Consider the following 21,142-nt stretch of genomic DNA (forward strand, 5'->3'; position numbering starts at 1 on the left):
ATGCGGGGCCTTTCAGCATTCCGGGGTGCCGGATCAGAAGTTCGGCACGTTCGGGTTCAGCCCCACGTGGGTGCCCATCGCGACCATGTCGGACAGCAGATGGGCGGCATCGTCCACGACCGTGTGATGCGCTTCCTTGTGGGCCTTGTGGGCCTCGGCAACCCATTCGTCCAGGACGGTCTGGGTCACTTCGCCCTTGGGCAGCGAGCGTTCGGCGAGAACCGAAACGCCCTCGGGCGTGATCTCGGCAAAGCCGCCGGTCACGGCGAATTCGGTCACTTGACCATTCGCCGTCACCTTCAGGATTCCCGGGCGCAGGGTGGTGATCAGCGGCGAATGCCCGGGCATAGCCGTCAGCTCACCCTCGGCGCCGGGGATCTGCACCTCGGTTGCCTGGGCGGACATCAGCTTCCGCTCAGGCGAGACCAGGTCGAACTGCATCGTGTCGGCCATGACAGGCCCTCCTTGGCGTCAGATCAGGCGGCGGCGGCCAGGCGCTGCGCCTTGGCGATCGCTTCGTCGATGTCGCCGACCATGTAGAAGGCGGCTTCCGGCAGGTGGTCGTATTCACCGGCAACAACCGCCTTGAACGAGGCGATGGTCTTTTCCAGCGGAACCTGGACGCCGTCCGACCCCGTGAACACCTTGGCCACGTCGAAGGGCTGCGACAGGAAGCGTTCCAGCTTGCGGGCGCGGGCCACGGTCAGCTTGTCCTCTTCCGACAGTTCGTCCATGCCCAGAATGGCGATGATGTCTTGCAGCGACTTGTAGCGCTGAAGCACCTGCTGAACGTCGGTCGCGACCTTGTAGTGCTCTTCGCCGATGATCATCGGGTCCAGCAGGCGCGAGGTCGAACCCAGCGGGTCCACGGCCGGGTAGATCCCCTTTTCCGAGATCGCACGGTCCAGAACGGTCGTGGCGTCGAGGTGCGCGAACGAGGTGGCCGGCGCGGGGTCGGTCAAGTCGTCGGCGGGAACGTAGACGGCCTGCACCGAGGTGATCGAGCCGTTCTTGGTCGAGGTGATGCGTTCCTGCATCGCGCCCATGTCGGTGGCCAGCGTCGGCTGGTAACCCACGGCAGAGGGGATGCGGCCCAGCAGCGCCGACACTTCCGAACCGGCCTGCGTGAAGCGGAAGATGTTGTCCACGAAGAACAGCACGTCCGAACCGGTGTCATCGCGGAACTGCTCGGCCAGCGTCAGGCCCGACAGCGCGATCCGCATCCGGGCGCCCGGGGGCTCGTTCATCTGGCCGTAGACCAGGGCGATCTTCGACTCTTCGAGGTTGTCGATGTTGATGACGCCCGATTCGATCATCTCGTGATACAGGTCGTTGCCTTCACGGGTCCGTTCGCCGACGCCCGCGAACACCGACACGCCCGAGTGCACCTTGGCGATGTTGTTGATCAGTTCCATGATGAGAACCGTCTTGCCCACGCCGGCGCCGCCGAACAGGCCGATCTTGCCGCCCTTGGTGTAGGGGGCCAGCAGGTCGATGACCTTGATCCCGGTGACCAGGATTTCCGACGCGGTCGACTGGTTCTCGAACGAGGGGGCCGGCTGGTGGATGGCGCGGGTCGCGGTGGCGTTGACCGGGCCCTTTTCGTCCACCGGCTCGCCGACGACGTTCAGGATGCGGCCGAGCGTCGCGGTGCCCACGGGCACTTCGATCGGCGAACCCGTGTCCGCCACCGGCTGGCCGCGCACGAGGCCCTCGGTCGCGTCCATGGCGATGGCGCGCACGGTGTTCTCGCCCAGGTGCTGGGCGACTTCCAGAATCAGGGTCTTGCCGTTGTTCTCGGTCGTCAGGGCGTTCAGAATCGCGGGCAGGGTTCCGTCGAACTGCACGTCGACGACGGCGCCGATCACCTGGGTGATCTTGCCGGTGGCTTTGTCAGTGGCCATTGTGTGTTTCTCCGGTTCCTCAGAGCGCCTCGGCGCCCGAAATGATTTCGATCAGCTCGTTGGTGATGACGGCCTGACGCGAGCGGTTGAACTCGATCGTCAGCTTGTCGATCATGTCGCCCGCGTTGCGCGTCGCGTTGTCCATCGCGGACATTTGCGCGCCGTTGAACGAGGCGTTGTTTTCCAGCAGCGCGGTGAAGATCTGCGTCGCGACCGAGCGCGGCAGCAGGTCCGCAAGGATCGCGTCCTCGGACGGCTCGTAGTCATAGACGGCCGAACTGTCCGTGGCCTCGCCCACCGGGGCGGGGATGATCTGTTGCGCGGTCGGAATCTGGGTCATCACCGACTGGAAGCGGTTGAAGAAGAGCGTCGCGACGTCGAATTCGCCGCCGTCGAACCGCGACAGGATGTCCTGGGCGATCGCACGGGCGTTGTCATAGCCGATGCGGCGCACTTCGGACAGGTCAACGTGACCGACGAACAGATGGCCCATGTCGCGCTTCAGCTGATCGCGGCCCTTCTTGCCGACGGTCAGGATCTTCACCGTCTTGCCCAGCGCCAGCAGGTCGTTCGCCCGCGCCCGCGCCAGTTTGACGATCGACGAGTTGAAACCCCCGCAGAGGCCCCGCTCGCCGGTCATCACCACCAGCAGGTGCACCTTGTCGGCGCCGGTGCCGGCCAGCAGGCGCGGCGCGCTGCCCGATCCGGCGACCGAGCTGGCCAATCCGTTGACGACGGCTTCCATCCGCGCGGCATAGGGCCGCGCGGCTTCGGCGGCTTCCTGGGCACGGCGGAGTTTCGCCGCCGCGACCATCTGCATCGCCTTCGTGATCTTGCGCGTGTTCTTGACACTCGCGATCCGGTTCTTGAGGTCCTTGAGGCTTGGCATCTACCTGTCCTCTTGCCCCGCCCTCAGGCGAAGTCTTTCGCGAATTCGTCCAGAGCCGACTTGATCTTGTCCTCGAGCTCGCCCTTCACCTTGCGGTCGTTGTTGGTGATGTCGTCGAGCAACGCCGCATGCTTGCCGCGCAGATGCCCCAGCAGGCCCTTTTCGAAGCGGCCGACGTCCTTCACCGGGATACCGTCCAGGTAGCCGTTGGTGCCGGCATAGATCACGCAGACGATCTCGGCGTTGGTCAGCGGCGAATACTGCGGCTGCTTCATCAGCTCGGTCAGGCGGGCGCCGCGGTTCAGCAGCTTCTGCGTGGCGGCGTCGAGGTCGGAGCCGAACTGCGCGAAGGCGGCCATCTCGCGATACTGCGCGAGTTCCAGCTTCACCGGGCCGGCGACCGATTTCATCGCGTTGGTCTGGGCCGACGAACCGACGCGCGACACCGACAGACCGGTGTTCACGGCCGGGCGGATGCCCTGGTAGAACAGTTCGGTTTCCAGGAAGATCTGGCCGTCGGTGATCGAGATCACGTTGGTCGGAATGAAGGCCGACACGTCGCCGCCCTGGGTTTCGATGATCGGCAGCGCCGTCAGCGAGCCCGAGCCGTTGTCCGCGTTCAGCTTGGCCGAACGTTCCAGCAGGCGCGAGTGCAGGTAGAACACGTCGCCCGGGTAGGCTTCGCGCCCCGGCGGGCGGCGCAGCAGCAGCGACATCTGGCGATAGGCGACGGCCTGCTTGGACAGGTCATCGTAGATGATCAGCGCGTGGCGACCGTTGTCGCGGAAATACTCGGCCATCGCGGTCGCGGCATAGGGCGCCAGGAATTGCAGCGGGGCCGGGTCCGAGGCGGTCGCGGCGACGACGATCGAATAGTCCATCGCGCCGTTTTCTTCCAGCTTCTTCACCAGCTGCGCCACGGTGGACCGCTTCTGGCCGACCGCGACATAGATGCAGTAGAGCTTCTTCGACTCGTCCGAACCGGCGGCCGCGTTATACGACTTCTGGTTCAGGATCGCGTCGAGCGCCACGGCGGTCTTGCCGGTCTGGCGGTCGCCGATGATGAGTTCGCGCTGGCCGCGGCCGATCGGGATCATCGCGTCCACCGACTTGAGGCCGGTCGCCATCGGTTCGTGCACCGATTTCCGCGGAATGATGCCCGGGGCCTTGACGTCGGCCACGCGGCGTTCCGAGGCGACGATCGGGCCCTTGCCGTCGATCGGGTTGCCCAGGCCGTCCACGACACGACCCAGCAGGCCTTCGCCGGCGGGCACGTCCACGATCGACTTGGTGCGCTTGACGGTGTCGCCTTCCTTGATGGCGCGGTCGTCACCGAAGATCACGATACCGACGTTGTCGGCTTCCAGGTTCAGCGCCATGCCGCGGATGCCGCCGGGGAATTCCACCATCTCGCCGGCCTGGACGTTGTCCAGACCGTGGACGCGCGCGATCCCGTCGCCGACCGACAGAACGCGGCCGACTTCGGCCACCTCGACCTCCTGGCCGAAGTTCTTGATCTGCTCCTTGAGGATCGCAGAGATCTCGCTTGCTTGGATACCCATTATCCGACCTCTTTCATGCTGTTCTGGAGGGCCGCGAGCTTGGAACGGATCGAGGTGTCGATCATCTTCGAGCCCACTTTGACGATAAGACCACCGATGAGATCCTCATCGACGGCGACATTCAGTTTCACGGTCTTGCCGATGCGCGCCTTCAGCGTCGCGGCCAGCTGGTCGGCCTGCGCCTTGGTCAGCACGGTGGCCGAGGTCACGTCCGCGGTGACTTCGCCCTTTTCGTCGGCGATCATCGCGCGCAACGCACCCAGCAGTTGGGGCAGGGCAAACAGGCGGCGATTGCGCGCCATCATGCCCAGCGTGCCGTGCATGATGGCAGAAAGGCCCAGCTTGTCGGCCAGGGCGGTGATCGCCTTGCCCATGTCGTCACGGCTGTAGACCGGCGAGGACAGCATCGCACGCAGGTCGGCGCTGTCGTTGACGGCGGTTTCCAGCGTGTCGATGTCGGTCTCGAGCGCGGCCAGGGCCTTGCTCTCTTTCGCCAGGTCGAAGACGGCGGTGGCATAGCGCGCGGCGATGCCTGTTGAGATCGAAGCAGGTTCGGACACGTCCACCCTTTCGAGTTTGTGCTCCCTCCGACCTCGCGCAAGGCCCGGGCAATGGTCAGGGTGCTGTCTGTGGCGCGGCACCCGAAATCGGCGCGGGTGTAGCAGAGCAAACCCCGTCCCGCAACCATCAACGACTCGTGATAGCGCCCGTTGTTAGCGCTTAGTTTGCCACCCGTCCGGCAGATTTCGGTGCGGGCCCTTCTTTGCCGTGGAAAGACGTCGCGGCAGCGCAGAAAAGTGCCTGCAAATCCGGCGTTAGCGGCCGTTCCCGCGCGCGCAGAATCGTTCACCTGTGCAGATTCGCCGGGTCCTCGACCGGGGGCCGGGTTCCCGTCCTCCAGGCCGGTTGCGCGCCGCTGATCGGCACCCCTTCGAGCACCCTGAGGGGGCGCCGGGCGGTTTGCGGCAGGCCGCGCGGCGCGGCGGTGTCGCGGCGCATGGCCTCGACCATCAGCACCCCGGCGAAGCGTTGCAGCCGCCAGCGATGCCCCATCTTTTCGATCCCGCGCGCCGAGCGCAGCCAGAAGCGCCGGTCGGACGGGGGGAAGAACAGCGCCGAGGTCGCGCCCGAGCAGATGAAGCCGCTTTCATTCAGCAGCCGTTCCAGTTGCCCCCGCGAATAGGGCCGGCCGAACCCGAACGGGGTCGCGTCCGAGCGCGCCCACAGGCCGCCGCGACTGGGCACCACCATCAACGCCCGCCCGCGCGGCGCCAGGACGCGGTGCACCTCGTCCAGCAGGGCCATCGGATGGTCGCTGGTTTCCAGCCCGTGCATCAGCACCAGGCGGTCCACGCTGTCGTTGGCCAAAGGCCAGCGCGCTTCGTCGCACAGAACCGAATGGTTGGGGCCGTCGGCGGGCCAGTGCATGACGCCTTGCGGGCCCGGCATCAGGCCGATGATCCGCTCTGCCTTGCCCAGAAACGGGCGCAGCAACGGCACCGCGAACCCATAGCCCGCCAGCGTCAGCCCCTGCGTGTTGCCCCAGCGCGCGACCACCTGATCGCGCACGCCTTTCTGGGCCGCCCGCCCCAGCTGGCTGCGATAGTAGAAGTCTCGCAATTGGCGCACGTCGAGATGCATTGAACCTCGGGACCCGCTGGGACAGACTGCACCCTGCCCCATCCGGGGGGCTTTGCAAAGACCGCGTTTGCCGCAGGAGCGCCCATGCCGATCGAGATCATCCGCTGCCTTGAGGACAATTATGCCTATCTGCTGCATGACGAGGCCACCGGTGAAACCACGCTGATCGACGCCCCCGAGGCCGCGCCGATCCTGGCCGTGCTGCGCGACAAGGGTTGGACCCTGACCCGCGTTCTGATCACCCACCACCATTGGGACCATGTCGAAGGGCTGTCGGCCATCCTGAACGCGGCCCCGGCGCCGGTTTTCGGTGCCCGGGCCGACGCGCACCGGCTGCCGCCGCTCGATCACGCCTTCGCGCCCGGTGACCGGCTGCCGGGCGGGGCCGAGGTTCTGGACGCGCCCGGGCACACGCTGGGCCATGTCGCGTTCCATTTTCCGGCGTTGCGCGCGGTGTTCACCGCGGACAGTCTGATGACCCACGGATGCGGCCGCCTGTTCGAGGGGACCGCCGACCAGATGTTCGACACCCTGGCCCGGCTGGACGCGCTGCCTGCCGACACGCGCATCTATTCGGGCCACGATTACGCGCGCGCGAACCTGGCCTTTGCCGCGCGCTTTGCCCCGGATCCGGCGGCGTTGGCCGCGCGGCAGGCGGAACTGCCCGTGCTGGCCGAACAGGGCCGGCCCACCACCGGCACCACGCTGGCCAGCGAGCGGCTGCTCAATCCCTATCTGCGCTGCGATCTGCCGCAGGTCGCCGCCGCCGCCGGTCTGCCCGGGGCGGACGCGCGCGCCGTGCTGGCCGAGATCCGCCGCCAGAAGGACGCCGCATGAGCGCGGCCGGCGCAAGTGCCGCCTGTTCAGTCGCCCGAAAAGGTGGCAAACTGAAACGTGAGGCAATTCCCGGGCAGTTAACCCTTGAAGCAGCGCCCGGAAAACCAAAGTTTAATCTCATGGCCCCACCCTGTGGTGGAGCGGACCGCGCCGGCGACGATGGCGTCGGTCCGACCCTTGCGGCATCCGCCGCGCAACTGAAGGAGCAAGGACGTGCCCTCGTTTTCTGCGACCCTTGAACAGGCGATCCACGGCGCGCTGGCCTTGGCCAACACCCGCCGGCACGAGCTTGCCACGCTGGAGCATCTGCTTCTGGCGTTGATCGACGAACCCGACGCCGCGCGTGTCATGCAGGCATGCAACGTCGATCTCGACGACCTCAGAAAGACGCTCGAGGAATTCATCGACGACGACCTGTCAACACTCATCACCACGGTCGAAGGGTCGGAGGCGGTGCCCACCGCGGCCTTTCAGCGCGTGATCCAGCGCGCGGCGATCCATGTGCAAAGCTCGGGCCGCAATGAGGTCACGGGCGCCAACGTGCTGGTCGCGATCTTTGCCGAACGCGAATCCAATGCCGCCTATTTCCTGCAAGAACAGGACATGACGCGGTATGATGCGGTGAATTTCATCGCCCATGGCGTGGCCAAGAACCCCGGCTTTTCCGAACCGCGCCCCGTCACCGGCGCCGAGGAAGGCGCGCAGGGCGAGGCGCAGCCGGCCAAGACCGACCCCAAGGATTCCGCCCTGGCCAAATATTGCGTCGATCTCAACGCGAAATCGCGCAAGGGCGATGTGGACCCGCTGATCGGCCGCGCGGCCGAGGTTGAGCGCTGCATCCAGGTGCTGTGCCGTCGGCGCAAGAACAACCCGCTGCTGGTGGGCGACCCCGGCGTCGGCAAGACCGCCATCGCCGAAGGCCTGGCCAAGAAGATCGTCGATGGCGAGACGCCGGACATCCTGGCCGGATCGACCATCTATTCGCTCGACATGGGGGCGCTGCTGGCCGGCACGCGCTATCGCGGCGACTTCGAGGAACGTCTGAAGGCGGTGATGAAGGAGCTCGAGGATCACGAGGACGCGGTGCTGTTCATCGACGAGATCCACACCGTGATCGGCGCGGGGGCGACCTCGGGCGGGGCGATGGATGCGTCGAACCTGTTGAAACCCGCGTTGCAGGGCGGAAAGCTGCGGTGCATGGGCTCGACCACCTACAAGGAGTTCCGCCAGCATTTCGAAAAGGACCGCGCGCTCAGCCGCCGGTTCCAGAAGATCGACGTGAACGAACCCACGGTCGAGGATTCGGTCAAGATCCTGATGGGGTTGAAGCCCTATTTCGAAAAGCACCACGATCTGCGCTATACCAATGACGCGATCCGCACCGCGGTGGAACTGGCGGCGCGCTACATCAACGACCGCAAGCTGCCGGACAAGGCGATCGACGTGATCGACGAGGCCGGCGCGGCGCAGCATCTGGTGGCGGCCAACAAGCGGCGCAAGACCATCACGCCCAAGGAAATCGAGGCTGTGGTGGCCAAGATCGCCCGCATTCCGCCCAAGAGCGTGTCCAAGAACGACACCGAAATGTTGCGCGATCTGGAAGCGGCGCTGAAACGCGTGGTCTTTGGTCAGGAATCGGCCATCGAGTCGCTGTCCTCGGCCATCAAGCTGGCGCGCGCCGGCCTGCGCGAGCCGGAAAAGCCGATCGGCAACTATCTGTTCGCCGGGCCCACCGGCGTCGGCAAGACCGAGGTGGCCAAGCAACTGGCGGCGACGCTGGGCGTGGAGCTTTTGCGCTTCGACATGTCGGAATACATGGAGAAACACGCGGTTTCGCGGCTGATCGGCGCACCGCCCGGCTACGTCGGTTTCGACCAGGGCGGGCTTCTGACCGATGGCGTGGACCAACATCCGCATTGCGTGCTGCTGCTCGACGAGATCGAAAAGGCGCACCCCGATGTCTACAACATCCTGTTGCAGGTGATGGACCACGGCAAGCTGACCGACCACAACGGCCGGACAGTGGATTTCCGCAACGTGATCCTCATTATGACCTCGAACGCGGGGGCGGCCGAGCAGGCGAAATCCGCCATCGGCTTTGGCCGCGAACGGCGCGAAGGCGAGGACACGGCCGCCATCGAGCGCACCTTCACGCCCGAGTTCCGCAACCGTCTGGACGCGGTCATCAGCTTCAGCCCGCTGGGCAAGGCGACGATCATGAAGGTGGTCGAAAAGTTCGTGCTGCAACTGGAAGCGCAGCTCATGGACCGCAACGTGACCTTCGAACTCAGCGATGCCGCGGCCGCCTGGCTGGGCGACAAGGGTTATGACGACAAGATGGGCGCGCGACCGCTGGCCCGGGTGATCCAGGAGAACGTCAAGAAGCCCCTGGCCGAGGAACTGCTCTTTGGCCGTCTGACCAAGGGCGGTCTGGTTCGGGTTGTGCTGCGCGACGACCAGATCGCGCTGGAGATCGAGGAAACCGACAAGCCGCGCATCGCGGGGTCGAAACCGCCGCTTCTGACCGCAGACTGACGACAATAGGCCGGATCGCAGGATCCGGCCTTTTCCATGGTGCGCCTAGCGGCTGATCCGTGGCTCGGTTCCGGCCAGCAGCCGCTCGATGTTGGCGCGGTGACGCAGCCAGACCAGCCCCGCCAGCGCCAGCGCCAGAACGATCATGCTGCGCGGCCCCAGGCCCCACAGGAACGGCGTGGCCGCCAGCGACGCCACCAGCGCCGAGGCCGAGGAAATGCGCGTCACCCGCGCGATGACCAGCCAAGTCGCGCAGCACAGCAGGCCAACCGGCCAGGCCAGCGCCAGCATCGTGCCCAAGAAGGTCGCGACGCCCTTGCCGCCCTTGAAACCCAGCCAGACCGGGAACAGGTGCCCCAGGAACGACGCGAGCGCCGCCAGCTGCGCCGCGTCCTCGCCGGCGATGGCGCGCGCGATCAGCACGGCGACAGCGCCCTTGCCCGCGTCCAGCAGCAACGTCGCCGCCGCCGCGCCCTTGTTGCCGGTTCGCAGCACGTTGGTCGCGCCGATGTTGCCCGAGCCGATCTTGCGCACGTCGCCCAGGCCCAACGCCCGGGTGATCACGACGCCAAAGGGGATCGAGCCCAGCAGATAGGCGCCCAGGCCGATGGCGACCAGCAGCAGGGGTTGGGTGGTGATCTCGGGCAGCACGGTCATCAGGCGGCCTCGCGGGTAAAGACGGGGGTTCCGGCGACGTAAGTGGCCAGAACCTTACCTTGCAGGCGGGCGCCGTCAAACGGCGAGTTTCGGGATTTGGACCGCAGCGTGGAGCGGTCCAGCACGAAGGGGGCGTCCGGGTCGAACAGCACCAGGTCCGCCGGCGCGCCCGGGCTGAGACGTCCGCATGTCAGCCCCAGGCGGTTCGCGGGGTTCAGCGCCATGGCCCGCCAGAGCTGCGGCAGCGTCAGGTGCCCTGCGTGATACAGGCGCAACGCCGCCGGCAGCAGGGTTTCCAGCCCGACGGCGCCGGGTGCGGCTTCCTCGAACGGCAGGCGTTTCGATTCCTCGTCCTGCGGGGTGTGCATGGAGCCGATCACGTCGATCAGGCCATCGGCCACGGCCGCGACCACCGCCAGCCGGTCGTCCTCGGATCGCAGGGGCGGCGTCAGCTTGAAGAAGGTGCGGTAGTCGCCCACGTCGAATTCGTTCAGCGTGAGGTGGTGGATCGACACGCCCGCCGTGACATCGAGCCCGTTCTTCTTGGCGCGTTCCAGCGCGGGAAGGGTGCGTGCGCAGGTGATCTGATCGGCGTGATAGCGCGCCCCGGTCATCTCGATCAGGGCCATGTCGCGGTCAAAGGCCATGCGTTCGGCCATCGGCGAGACCCCGGGCAGGCCACGCAACGAGGCGAATTTGCCCGAGGTCACCGCGGCGCCTGCGCTGAGCCCGGGGTCCTGTGGATGGCCCACGACCAGGGCACCCAGGCTGCGGGCATAGGTCAGGCAACGGGCCAGGATGCGGGTGTCCCGGGTGACGCGATCGCCATCGCTGAAGGCGACCGCACCGGCGTCCAGAAGAAAGCCGATCTCGGCCATCTCGCGCCCCTCGCGGCCGCGGGTCAGGGTAGCCATGTGCCGGGTGTTCACGCGCGATTCGGCCCCGGCGCGGCGGCGCAGGAAATCCAGGGCCTCGGGCGTGTCGGTCGGGGGCGTGGTGTCGGGTCGGGTGATGAACGTCGTGACCCCGCCCGCCGCCGCCGCCAGCCCGGCCGAACGGTAGCTTTCCTTGTGCCGGGCCCCCGGTTCGCCGACATGCACGCCCCAGTCCACCAGGCCGGGAGCCAGACATTTGCCGCCCGCGTCGATCGTCGTGGCGCCGGCGGGTTGCGGTCCGTCGATCGCCACGATGCGCCCCTGCGCGACCGTCAGACTGCCGCGGGTGTCGGTGCCGGCCTCGGGGTCGATCAGCCGAGCGTTGGTGAAATGAAGGGTCATGCGCCGCCTCGAGAGCTGGGTCTGGCGGGCTTATAGCCCGCGGCGCGTGGCGGCGCTACCGCGGATGCGGCGGGGCGCGGGCCAGCGGGCAGAGTGCGGCGAGACCCCGCGCCAGGTTCGGGGCATCGCGCAAGCCGCACAGATGCAGCGCCTGTCGATCCGGCCCGTCAAGGCCGAGGAACAGCGGTCCGACCGCGATGCGGCGCAGGTCGGAAAGCCACAAGGTGGCACCTTGGCGTGTCACGATGCGCCGGTTCGTCACGCACCAGCCCCGCGCCGATTCGTCCCGCGCCAGCGCCGCACCAGCCAGACCGACGGGCACCAGGGCCAGCGACAGAGCGGCCGGGTCCGCGCCGGTGAGAAGCCGCAGCAGCACTGCGGCCGACACCAGCAGCACCGCCGCCAGCCCCGCCAGCATTGCCAGGATCGCGGGGTCGGGCCGCACCACGGCCAGCACCCGTTCCCCCGGGACCAGCGACGGGCGCGGCGCGCGCCGGTCAAGGGTAACCAGCGCGACGGACACCCCTGGCGCGGTGGCGACGAGGATCATCACGAGCGGCGTCAGCAAACGCGGGTCGAAGGGCAGGGTGGGTTGCATCGTGTCTCTCGGCAAGGCGGGGGACACTTTGGGGGCGAATCGGTTCCCCTCGGGTTAACGCGGCTGTCAGTCGCGCCGTTTTGCGCGCCGGTCGCGGGCCTCGAGGATGCGGCTGACCACACCGTCGGCATTGGGCAGATGCTTCATCAGATGCTTGTCGCCGGACCGCGTGACGAGTTGCACATCGCCCAGCAGCGGGCGCGCGGTCTGCAATTCCAGCAGCATGATGGACCGCTGTCCGCCCGGCAGGATCACCCGCCGGTCGGTCAGCACCCAGCGCAGGGCGAGGGTCTCAGGGGCGAGATAGAGCGCGCGCACGGCCACCGCCAGGATCGCGCCCAAGGACCCGATGGCGGGATAGGGCGACCCGATCGCCCACAACCCGCCCCCGGCCAGCGCCATCAGGCCCACCGCCATGATGCCGTGATCGCGCCAGTAGCGGCCCTTGTCGGGGCGGTAGTCCTGAAGCCGCTTCTCGCCGGGTTCGAGGAGGGCGTGGTCGATCTCGGCGGGCATGGTGGGGCTCCTGCGGAACGAGACGCGCCCCCGGACAAATCCGGGGGCGCGCAAGAGATCAGTTGCTGGCGGGCGTGTCCGCGGGCCGGGGCGTCGCGGGGTCTGTCACGGTCATGGCCGCCGGCATCCCGCCCGGGTCGATCGCGTTCAGATAGCGGAAGAAATCGCTGTCCGGGCTCAGCACCATCGAGGAATTCGCGCCGGTTAGCGCGCGCTCATAGGACATGAGCGACCGGCTGAAGGCGAAGAATTCGGGATCGCGGCCAAAGGCTTCGGCGTAGATCCGGTTGCGCTGCGCGTCGGCTTCACCGCGGACGATGTCGCCATCGCGACGGGCCGAGGACACCAGTTCCGTCACCGTCCGGTCGGCCTGAGCGCGCACCCGTTGCGCGGCTTCGTTGCCGCGTGCGATCTCGTCCGCGGCCTCGCGCTCGCGCTCGGCGCGCATCCTCGCATAGGTCGCGGCGAGGTTCTGTTCGGGCAGGTCGGTGCGGGTCAGGCGCACGTCGATGACATCCACCCCCAGCGAGCGCGCCTCGCGGCGGGCAATGTCGCGGATCTGGTTCATCAGCCCGGTGCGGTCTTCGGACAGCACGGCATTCGACGGGACCGAACCCAGAACCTCGCGGATGGCGGCGTTCAGGATCTGTTCGATCCGGCCCTGAGCGGCACTGATGCCGACCGCGCCGACCGCCTGACGGAACCGCTGCACATCGTCGATGCGCCAGCGCAGGAACGCGTCCACCACAAGGCGCCGGTCGTCGGCGGGCGTCACCTCGAGCGGTTGCGATTGCAGGCCGAGGATGCGCGAATCGTAGCGCACGACCTCCTGAATGAAGGGGATGCGGAAATAGAGCCCGGGCAAGGTGCGCACCTGCTTGACCTGCCCGAATTGCAGGACAAGCGCGTTTTCACGCTCATCGACGATGAACATTGACGACAGGCCCACCGCGCCGGCGATGATGATGGCGGGGATCACAAAGGACAGACGTTTCATCAATTGCTCCCCGTGTTCGCGGCGCTGTCGCGCGTCACGGCGCCGGCCGCCGGGGCCGGTGTGCCGCGCAGGCTTTCCAGCGGCAGGTAGGGCACGACGCCCTGTCCGCCGCCCTGACCGCTGACCCCGTCCAGAATCGTCAGGTTCATGCCACCCAGCACGCGTTCCATCGTTTCCAGATACATCCGCTCGCGCGTCACGCCGGGCGCGTTGCGGTATTCTTCCCAGACCGAGACGAAGCGGCTGGCCTCGCCCTCGGCGGTGTTGACCACCTCGGCGCGATAGGCTTCGGCCTGTTCGCGGATCTGCGCGGCCTCGCCGCGGGCGCCGGCCAACACGCGGTTGGCGTAGGCGTCGGCCTGGCGTTCCAGCCGGTCGCGTTCCTGGCGGGCGGCCTGCACCTCGCGGAAGCTGTCGATCACTTCGCGCGGCGGATCGGCCCGGTCGAAGTTGATGCGGATGACGTAGATGCCGGATTCGTAGCTGTCCAGGACCTCTTGCACGGCGGCGCGCAACTCGGCGGCGATGGTGCCGCGGTCCCGGTTCAGGATCGGCGACAGTTCCGAGCGGGCAATGATGTCGCGCATCGCCGATTCCGCGGCCGCGCGCACGGTGTTCGTGGGGTCGGCCAGGTTGAACAGGAATTTGCTGGGGTCCGAGATGTTCCAGACCACCTGGAATTCGATGTCCACCACGGCCTCGTCGCGGGTCAGCATCAGGCCCGAGTCGAGCTGCGAGCGCCCGGTGCCGACCTCGGTCACCCGTTCGGTCGTGGTCTGCACGACCTCGGCGCGGACAAAGGGCCAGGGGGCCAGGTGCGGGCCGTCATCCACGGTGCGGTAATATTTTCCGAACAGCAGTTCCACGCCACGTTCTTCGGGCTGCACCTGATAGAACGAGGCCCAAAGCCAGCCGGCGGCCAGAACCGCCGCGCCGATCAGGATGCCACGACCGGTCAGCCCGGGACCCGACGGGCCGCGCCCGCCGCCAGACCCGCTGCCATTGCCGCCACCCTGGCCACCCATCAGGACCTTCAGCTTCTGCTGGCCCTTTTTCACCAGATCGTCGATTTCCGGGATCTGGGGGCGTTCGGGGCCATTGCCGCCGCCCGGGGGGCGGTTCCCGTCGCCCGAGCCGCCGCGGTTTCCACCGCCGCCCCAGGGGCCTCCACTGTTGCCTGACATGGCCTCTCCTTGGTTCAGGTCTGTCAATTCGGTGTCCTCTGCCTGAATTGGGCACCCGGGCCCGGGATTCAAGGCAAAACGCCGCAGATAAGAGGCAAAGGGGCTCAGCGCGTCGGTTTGCGCAGCAGCACCAGTTCCTCGCTCATGGTCGGGTGGACCGCGACGGTGCGGTCGAAATCCTCTTTCGTGGCGCCCATCTTGACCGCGACGGCGGCAATCTGGATCAATTCGCCGGCGCCGGGTGCGACGATATGGCACCCCAGGACCCGGCGGGTTTCGGCGCAAACGACCAGCTTGAACAGGGCCTTGGTCTCGGCGTTGATGAAGGCCGATTGCATGGGCCGGAAGCTGGCCATGTAGATCTCGACCGGGCCCAGGGCGCGCGCCTCGTCCTCGGTCAGGCCGACCGTTCCGGCCTCGGGGCGGGTGAAGACGGCGCTGGCGACATTCGTGTGATCGACCTGGACCTGTCGGCCCCCGAATACCGTGTCGGCAAAGGCGTGCCCCTCGCGGATGGCGACCGGGGTCAACTGGATGCGGCCGGTCACATCCCCCACCGCATAGATCGAGGGCACGTTGGTCTGCGACCACGCATCGACCACCACGGCGCCACTTGCGTCCAGCGCGACCCCGGCCCGTTCAAGGCCCAGCCCGGCGGTGTTCGCCACCCGGCCGGTGGCAAAAAGAACGGCCTCGAAGTCGCGCGTGCGGCCCTGGGTGTCGGTGGTGCGGAACCGGCCGGCCTCGAGACGGTCGAGCGCGGTGAGGTCGGTGTTAACCTCGAGCTTGATGCCCTGTTGCACCAGTGCCGCCGCGACGTGGTCCTGCACGTCCCGGTCAAAGCCGCGCAGGATCTGGGCGCCGCGATACATCTGCGTGACCTGCACCCCCAACCCCTGCAACAGGCTGGCCATCTCGCAGGCGATGAAGCCGCCGCCCAGCACCAGAAGGTTCGCGGGCATCCGGTCCATCAGGAAGATGTCGTTCGAGGTCCAGGCGCCGAGGTCGCGATAGGGTTCGGGGATGAAGGGCGTGCCGCCGGTGGCGATCAGGATGTGCTTTGCCGTCACCTGCCGCCCGTCCGCCAGCCGCAGCGTGTGCGGATCGGTCACGGTCGCGCGCATCGGGTAGATGGTGACACCCGCGCTTTCGGCGTTGCGGGTATAGATCCCCTCGAGCCGGTTCAGTTCCGCGTGCAACCGCGCGCGAAAGACCGGCCAGTCGAAGCGACCCTTTTCCCCCTGCCAGCCATAGGCCGCGCCCTCGTCCATCGCGGCGCCGTGGCCGGCGGCGAAGACCATCAGCTTCTTGGGCACGCAGCCGCGGATCACGCAGGTGCCGCCCATGCGGTATTCTTCGGCCATGGCGACCTTGGCGCCGTGTTCGCTGGCCGCGATGCGCGCCGCCCTGACGCCGCCCGAGCCGCCGCCGATGACGAAGAGGTCATAGTCGAACTGGGTGGTCATGGCGCGCTCCGTGCATTCCGTCGGTCTGGGCCTTTACCTAAGCCGTCGGCACAGGAAACCCAAGGGGTCAGGTGACCCGCAGGGCGGGCCCGTCGCCGGCCGCGGTGACGCGGCCGATGCAGGCGGCGGCGTAGCCTGCCTGGGAAAGCCGCGACAGCAGATCGGCCACCGCGTCGTGGGGCACCGCGGCCATAAGACCGCCGGCCGTCTGCGGATCGAACAGCAGGGCGGCGCGGGCGGTCTGCGGCGCGGCGATGCGACCGAGCAGCGCGGCCCGGTTCGCCGGCGCGATGGTCGAGGCGATGCCCGCCGCCGCCAGGGCCTCGGCCCCCGAAAAGACGGGCACGGAGGCGAGGTCGATCTCGGCCCCGACCGAGCCCGCGCGCAGCATCTCGTCGAGATGCCCGGCCAGGCCAAAGCCGGTCACGTCCGTCATCGCCCGTGCCACGGGCGCCAGAATCGCCGAGGCCGCGCCCTGTGGCTGCGTGAGCCAGGGCCACAGCGCCGCGATATCGCGCCCGTCGGCCTGTTTCTGCATCTCGGCCGCCAGCAGGGTTCCCGAGCCGATGGGCTTGGTCATAAGCAGCGCGTCCCCGGGCTGCGCGCCGCCCTTGGTCAGCACCCGGTCACCGGCCAGACCCGTCACCGTCAGGCCGATGGTCAGTTCCGCGCCCTGCGTGGTGTGGCCGCCGGCGATGCCCGCGCCGGCGCCGGCCAACACATCGGCGATGCCGGACATGATCTCGGACAGGGTGCGGCCTTGCAAATCCTCGGACAGGCGCGGCAGGATCAGTTGCACCAGCGCCGCCTGTGGCGTGGCGCCCATGGCCCAGATGTCGCCCAGGGCGTGAACGGTCGCGATGCGCGCCATCAGCCAGGGGTCGTCGGTCACGGCGCGCAGATGATCCGTTGCGATCACCTGCCGCGCGCCGCCCACCGCCAGCACCGCGGCGTCATCGCCCGCGCCCAGCTCTACCGCGCCCGACGTCGCAAGGCCCCTGAGCGCGCCGCGCAGCGCGTCGGGTCCCACCTTGGCGCCGCAGCCGCCACACATCGGCTTGTCGCCCAGGACCTCGGCCAGGCCCAGCGCATGGGGGCGGGGCAGCGGGGGCTGCGGCATCCGGGGCAGGGTCTGGCACATGCGCATGAACTTGCGGTCGATGCGATCCTTGACGCGCCACAGCCAGCGGCCGGACAGCGGCAGGCCCCATTTGTCGGCCAGCGCCTCTTGCCCGCCCAACGAGATCAGCTTCAGGTAGTCGCGCTGCGGATGATAGGGCCGCAGCGCGTCGCCGGACAGCGCCGCGCGCAAGTTGTGCAGCAACACCGGCGCCTGACGGACCGCATAGACCCCGGCCTTGGCGCGGGGGCTTTCGGCCATATGCGCGCAATCGCCGGCGGCAAAGACATCGGGATGCGAGATCGAGCGCAGCATCGGGTCCACCGTGACGAAACCCTGCGTCAGGTGCAGCCCGGTCGCGGTCAGCCAGTCCTGCGGCCGGCTGCCCGCCGCGCCCAGAACGAAGCCGGCGTCGAGGCGTCGGCCATCGCCCAGCGTGACCCCCGCCGCATCGACCGAGACGGCCGCGCCCTGGCAAAGCACGATGCCGCGCCTGTCCAGCAGCGACAGCAGTTTCGTCCGCGCCGCCCGACCCAGATGCGGCAAGGGGCGGTCGCGCTCGACCAGCGTGATCGGTGCGCCCGGCAGGCGGTGCTGCATCGCCAGCGCCAGCTCCACCCCGCCCACGCCCGCGCCCAGGATGACGATCGGCGGCCGGGTTTCGCCCGCCTCGGCCACGAAATGCGCCCAGCGTTCGGAATAGCCGCCCAGCGGTTTCGCGGCGACAGCGTGGTCCATGAACCCCGGCAGGTCCGGCAAGGTCGAGGTGATGCCGATGTCGATCGAGGCCACGTCATAGGCGACCGGCGGGCGTCCCGGAACCTGAACCTGGCGCGCCACGGGATCCAGGCCGACCGCCCGCCCCAGGATCAGCCGCGCCCCGGCATTCCGGGCCAGGGCGACCAGGTTCATCTCCAACTCGGCGCGGGAGTAATGGCCGGCGATATGGCCGGGCAGCATGCCGGTATAGGGCGCGGTCGGATTCGGGTCGATCACCGTCAGGCGGGCGCCGGGCAAAGGGTCCATCGCCCATTTCAGCAACACCAGCGCATGGGCATGGCCGCCGCCGACAAGAACGAGATCACGGGTCTGGGGCAAGGTTTGCATGGCGCCTCCGTTTCGCCCCGACAGCTATCGCTTTGTCCGCCCCGAGGCGAGCGGACAAAGCGCCGCTGTGGTGGGTGATTTCCCTCTTGACGCCATCGGGGCGGTGGCCTAGGAAGCCGCCACTCCGGGGCGGAGTAGCTCAGTTGGTTAGAGCAGCGGAATCATAATCCGCGTGTCGGGGGTTCAAGTCCCTCCTCCGCTACCATCATTCCCCCGAAAAATCAGCGTGTTGACAGCCGCCGGCCGTGTTCTGTGGTCAGGGCAGGGCGTCGAAATCCGCGCGCTGCCATCGGGCGGTCATGGCGCGCAGCCCCTCGGGTTCCAGGACCTCGACCTTGTCGCCCCATTGGTAGAGGTGCCAGGACATTTCCAGCCAGCCGCTGGCGGCGAAGCGGACGGTCAGCGCGCCGTCGGGTTCGCGCGTCATGACCTGCCGGGGGTGAAACAGGAAATCGCGCGCGACATCCGCCACTTCGGCGGCAAAACGCCAGACCACGGGGCCGAACTCGGCCTCGGAGTGATACGAGCCAAAGGCCCGGGCGCTGTGCTCGGTCAGGTCGAAATCCTCGCGCCGGACAAACAGATCGGGCAGCAGGCGCGCGGTCGTCATGCGGTCCAGCCGGAAATGGCGGGGCGCTTCGTCCTTCTCCGGCTCGAACGCCACGAGATACCGGCGCACGCCCAGGATCAGCCCGTGCGGATCGACCACCCGCTCGCGTGGGGTGGCGTCGGTTGGTCCGCGATAGCCGATCAGCAGGCGGAACGGTCCCTTGAGGGCCTCGACGATGGTGTCGAGAAGCCGCGGTTCGACCGGGATCCGCGGACCGGGCCGCGAGGCATAGCCATAGGCCTCGAGCACCGCGTCGGCGTCCACCTCGGCACGACGGGCGTGCGGGCGGGGCAGGGTCGCCAGCAAGCGGTCGCGCAACGATTCCAGCGCGCGCACCTCATTGTCGGCGCCCTCGCGCCTGGCGCGGCGGATCGACAGGTCGAGCGCCACCAACTCGCTGTCGCGCAGCCCCTGCAACCGCAACAGGCGCGTGTCGCGCAGGCGCCAATGCTTGCGACGGGCCTCGTCGGTGAACACCTCGACGGTGTCGAAGGTATCCTCGAGCGCGCGGGTCATCCGTTGCGCGGTGCGGTGGTCGGCCGCGAAGGTCTCGGCGATTTCGGACAGCGTGACCCCCGCATGACGCGACGCGGCCATCTCGGCCAGACGCAACAGATCCCGGGCTTTGGTGAGCGACATGGTGGCTCCATGACAGGAATTGACGTGCAGCGACATTATAAGAGGAGTCAGCCCCGGACAACTGCGCAACGGGGTGCAAGGCAGAAACGAAAAAAGGCGATAAAAAATGTCGATGATTGGCCACCTGGAAAAGGAAACCCTCTTGCGACGATCGAACCGGATCGGTGAGGAAACGGAATGCTGGCCCGGGGTCGATACCGATCCCGGGTTTTTGTCGCGAACGCTTGCCATCGACCTGGCCTTTGAACGCGCGGTCAGCCGCAACCGCAACCTCGCGCTGTTTCAGCGCAATTGCGCGACCTGGGAATTGCTTTTGGTGTTGTGCGCCGCGCCGGAAACCGACAAGCCCGGGGTTTATGAACTGATCGAAGGCCTGCGGTCCAAAGGCCTGGGGCAGTCGGCCTTGTTGCGCTTTGTGCGGGACCGGCGCGATGATGGCTTGCTGGTCTTTGACCGTCACGCCCGAAAGAAAAGCAAGATGCACATCCGGCTCAGCCCGGCGGTGGAAAGCGCCCTGACCGCCCTGCTGATGGACCGGGCTGAAGCAATGCGGACGCAATCGGCGCGGGCGACTTAGTCCGCCCTTTGGTCAGAGCCGGCGGCAGGTCGGCTCTGGCATCGGACGCGGGAAAGGCGTGCGACAGAACGACAGATCCGGTCGCAAACGCGAGTCCGGTCAGGACAGCCGGGACAAATCCCGGCCTTCCGCTCGCGCGAGCAATCGGTTCAGTTCCCTGATTCGCGCCTTGAGCCGCTCATTTTCAATCACCAGACTTTGCAGCCGGGCATTCCCCGGGTCCGACGCCAAAAGGCGCGCCGGTCCTTTGGGCGGCGGATCGACAGATCCGAACATGCTGTCCGCATCCATTCCGGTAAAATCGGTCATCGATGTTTTCCAAAAAGGGTGAAACGGATCATGAATTGCCCGCGACGCCGGGATATTTCGACGCCCTATTCATCGTTTCCTTAATCGCGGATTGGGACAAGCCAAAAGAAAGGCTTCATTAATTGCCTGCCGGAAAGGTCGATAAATGGCGGCCTTGGCATTCCGGAAGAGGGTGGGCAATCGGAACGCGGCGAGCGGGGCGGGTGCCTTGGTGGCGCCGATCCTAGCGGGCGGTCGGGGCGAGCCGCGTGGCCCAGGCGTGCGCGGCATCACGCAACAGCAGATAGGCCGCCTGGTGGAACTCGCGGGATCGTTGGTGCGGGTCCAGAATGCCTTTCGCGCCGATCCACTGGTCAAAGAGCGCGAGTTTCGGCGCCAGTTCGGGGCTTTGTTCCCGCACTTCGGCCTGCACGGGCCGGTCAATGGCCAGGATCAGATCCGCCTGTCGCGCTGCGTCGGGCGTGAGGCGGCGCGCGCGGTGCGTGTCCAGCAGCAGGCCGTGGCGTTTGGCCAGAAGGCAGGTTTCGGGGTCGGCGGGCGTCCCGTCGCGCGCGTGCAACCCGGACGAATCGACGGCAATGCTGGCGCCGCGTTCCCGCAACGCCGCGCGCAACAATTCCGCGCCCAAGGGGGCGCGGCAAATATTCGCGGACGACACGACAAGCACCGATCCGATCATGCGGCACCCGTGCAGCAGGCCCGCCTCTCATAAGGTCG

20 protein-coding genes and 1 tRNA gene are annotated in these 21,142 nt (G+C 67.6%); 4 read left to right on the forward strand and 17 right to left on the reverse strand.

Annotated features, from left to right (window positions below):
- Positions 1-33: 33 nt before the first annotated feature.
- From H6900_09275 to H6900_09300, 6 genes are all read right to left on the reverse strand, one after another.
- Positions 34-453 carry a F0F1 ATP synthase subunit epsilon gene (locus tag H6900_09275; protein ID MCC0073467.1) on the reverse strand — a complete coding sequence of 140 codons (420 nt, stop codon included), beginning with the start codon at positions 451-453 and terminating at the stop codon, positions 34-36.
- A gap of 23 nt (positions 454-476) precedes the next feature.
- Positions 477-1,904, reverse strand: coding sequence for a F0F1 ATP synthase subunit beta (atpD, locus tag H6900_09280; protein MCC0073468.1), 1,428 nt, complete (start codon positions 1,902-1,904; stop codon positions 477-479).
- A 19-nt stretch (positions 1,905-1,923) separates the two neighbouring features.
- A complete protein-coding gene (locus tag H6900_09285; protein ID MCC0073469.1) occupies positions 1,924-2,793 on the reverse strand; it encodes a F0F1 ATP synthase subunit gamma in 870 nt (289 codons plus the stop codon).
- Positions 2,794-2,816: 23 nt separating this feature from the next.
- Positions 2,817-4,355, reverse strand: coding sequence for a F0F1 ATP synthase subunit alpha (locus H6900_09290; protein ID MCC0073470.1), 1,539 nt, complete (start codon positions 4,353-4,355; stop codon positions 2,817-2,819).
- Positions 4,355-4,915 carry a F0F1 ATP synthase subunit delta gene (locus H6900_09295; protein MCC0073471.1) on the reverse strand — a complete coding sequence of 187 codons (561 nt, stop codon included), beginning with the start codon at positions 4,913-4,915 and terminating at the stop codon, positions 4,355-4,357. The genes H6900_09290 and H6900_09295 overlap by 1 nt, the downstream gene beginning before the upstream one ends.
- A gap of 286 nt (positions 4,916-5,201) precedes the next feature.
- Positions 5,202-5,996: a methyltransferase domain-containing protein gene (locus tag H6900_09300; protein MCC0073472.1), complete on the reverse strand. Its 795-nt coding sequence runs from the start codon at positions 5,994-5,996 to the stop codon at positions 5,202-5,204.
- An 84-nt stretch (positions 5,997-6,080) separates the two neighbouring features.
- Here H6900_09300 and gloB point away from each other — a divergent pair, with 84 nt between their 5' ends.
- Positions 6,081-6,833, forward strand: coding sequence for a hydroxyacylglutathione hydrolase (gene gloB, locus H6900_09305; protein MCC0073473.1), 753 nt, complete (start codon positions 6,081-6,083; stop codon positions 6,831-6,833).
- 213 nt (positions 6,834-7,046) lie between these two features.
- Positions 7,047-9,368, forward strand: a complete 2,322-nt coding sequence (gene clpA / locus H6900_09310; protein ID MCC0073474.1) for an ATP-dependent Clp protease ATP-binding subunit ClpA — start codon at positions 7,047-7,049, stop codon at positions 9,366-9,368.
- A gap of 45 nt (positions 9,369-9,413) precedes the next feature.
- Here the strand turns inward: clpA and plsY are convergent, their stop codons facing one another.
- The 8 genes from plsY to selD all read right to left on the reverse strand — a co-directional run bounded on the left by plsY (position 9,414) and on the right by selD (position 18,290).
- Positions 9,414-10,025 carry a glycerol-3-phosphate 1-O-acyltransferase PlsY gene (gene plsY / locus H6900_09315; GenBank protein MCC0073475.1) on the reverse strand — a complete coding sequence of 204 codons (612 nt, stop codon included), beginning with the start codon at positions 10,023-10,025 and terminating at the stop codon, positions 9,414-9,416.
- A complete protein-coding gene (pyrC, locus tag H6900_09320) occupies positions 10,025-11,302 on the reverse strand; it encodes a dihydroorotase (protein MCC0073476.1) in 1,278 nt (425 codons plus the stop codon). Before pyrC ends, plsY begins: the two co-directional genes overlap by 1 nt.
- Positions 11,303-11,357: 55 nt before the next feature.
- Entirely contained in the window at positions 11,358-11,900 is a 543-nt protein-coding gene (locus tag H6900_09325; GenBank protein MCC0073477.1) for a hypothetical protein, read from the reverse strand.
- 66 nt (positions 11,901-11,966) lie between these two features.
- Entirely contained in the window at positions 11,967-12,416 is a 450-nt protein-coding gene (locus tag H6900_09330) for a hypothetical protein (GenBank protein ID MCC0073478.1), read from the reverse strand.
- 58 nt (positions 12,417-12,474) lie between these two features.
- A complete protein-coding gene (locus H6900_09335; GenBank protein MCC0073479.1) occupies positions 12,475-13,413 on the reverse strand; it encodes a protease modulator HflC in 939 nt (312 codons plus the stop codon).
- Complete coding sequence (hflK, locus tag H6900_09340; GenBank protein ID MCC0073480.1) at positions 13,413-14,597, reverse strand: FtsH protease activity modulator HflK; 1,185 nt, start codon at positions 14,595-14,597, stop codon at positions 13,413-13,415. Before hflK ends, H6900_09335 begins: the two co-directional genes overlap by 1 nt.
- A 104-nt stretch (positions 14,598-14,701) precedes the next feature.
- A complete protein-coding gene (gorA, locus tag H6900_09345; protein MCC0073481.1) occupies positions 14,702-16,063 on the reverse strand; it encodes a glutathione-disulfide reductase in 1,362 nt (453 codons plus the stop codon).
- 67 nt (positions 16,064-16,130) lie between these two features.
- A complete protein-coding gene (gene selD / locus H6900_09350) occupies positions 16,131-18,290 on the reverse strand; it encodes a selenide, water dikinase SelD (GenBank protein MCC0073482.1) in 2,160 nt (719 codons plus the stop codon).
- Positions 18,291-18,418: 128 nt separating this feature from the next.
- Here selD and H6900_09355 point away from each other — a divergent pair.
- A tRNA-Met gene (locus H6900_09355) sits at positions 18,419-18,495 on the forward strand.
- Positions 18,496-18,546: 51 nt separating this feature from the next.
- Here H6900_09355 and H6900_09360 read toward each other — a convergent pair.
- A complete protein-coding gene (locus H6900_09360; protein ID MCC0073483.1) occupies positions 18,547-19,539 on the reverse strand; it encodes a WYL domain-containing protein in 993 nt (330 codons plus the stop codon).
- Between the two features lie 106 nt (positions 19,540-19,645).
- Here H6900_09360 and H6900_09365 point away from each other — a divergent pair, with 106 nt between their 5' ends.
- Entirely contained in the window at positions 19,646-20,116 is a 471-nt protein-coding gene (locus tag H6900_09365; GenBank protein ID MCC0073484.1) for a hypothetical protein, read from the forward strand.
- 99 nt (positions 20,117-20,215) lie between these two features.
- On the opposite strand, the gene H6900_09370 is transcribed toward H6900_09365, so the two are convergent.
- Together H6900_09370 and H6900_09375 are read right to left on the reverse strand one after the other, a co-directional pair.
- Entirely contained in the window at positions 20,216-20,425 is a 210-nt protein-coding gene (locus H6900_09370) for a hypothetical protein (protein ID MCC0073485.1), read from the reverse strand.
- Between the two features lie 223 nt (positions 20,426-20,648).
- Entirely contained in the window at positions 20,649-21,104 is a 456-nt protein-coding gene (locus H6900_09375) for a hypothetical protein (GenBank protein MCC0073486.1), read from the reverse strand.
- Between the last annotated feature and the right edge of the window lie 38 nt (positions 21,105-21,142).

Source organism: Rhodobacter sp. (assembly GCA_020637515.1).
Classification (GTDB): Bacteria; Pseudomonadota; Alphaproteobacteria; order Rhodobacterales; family Rhodobacteraceae; genus Pararhodobacter.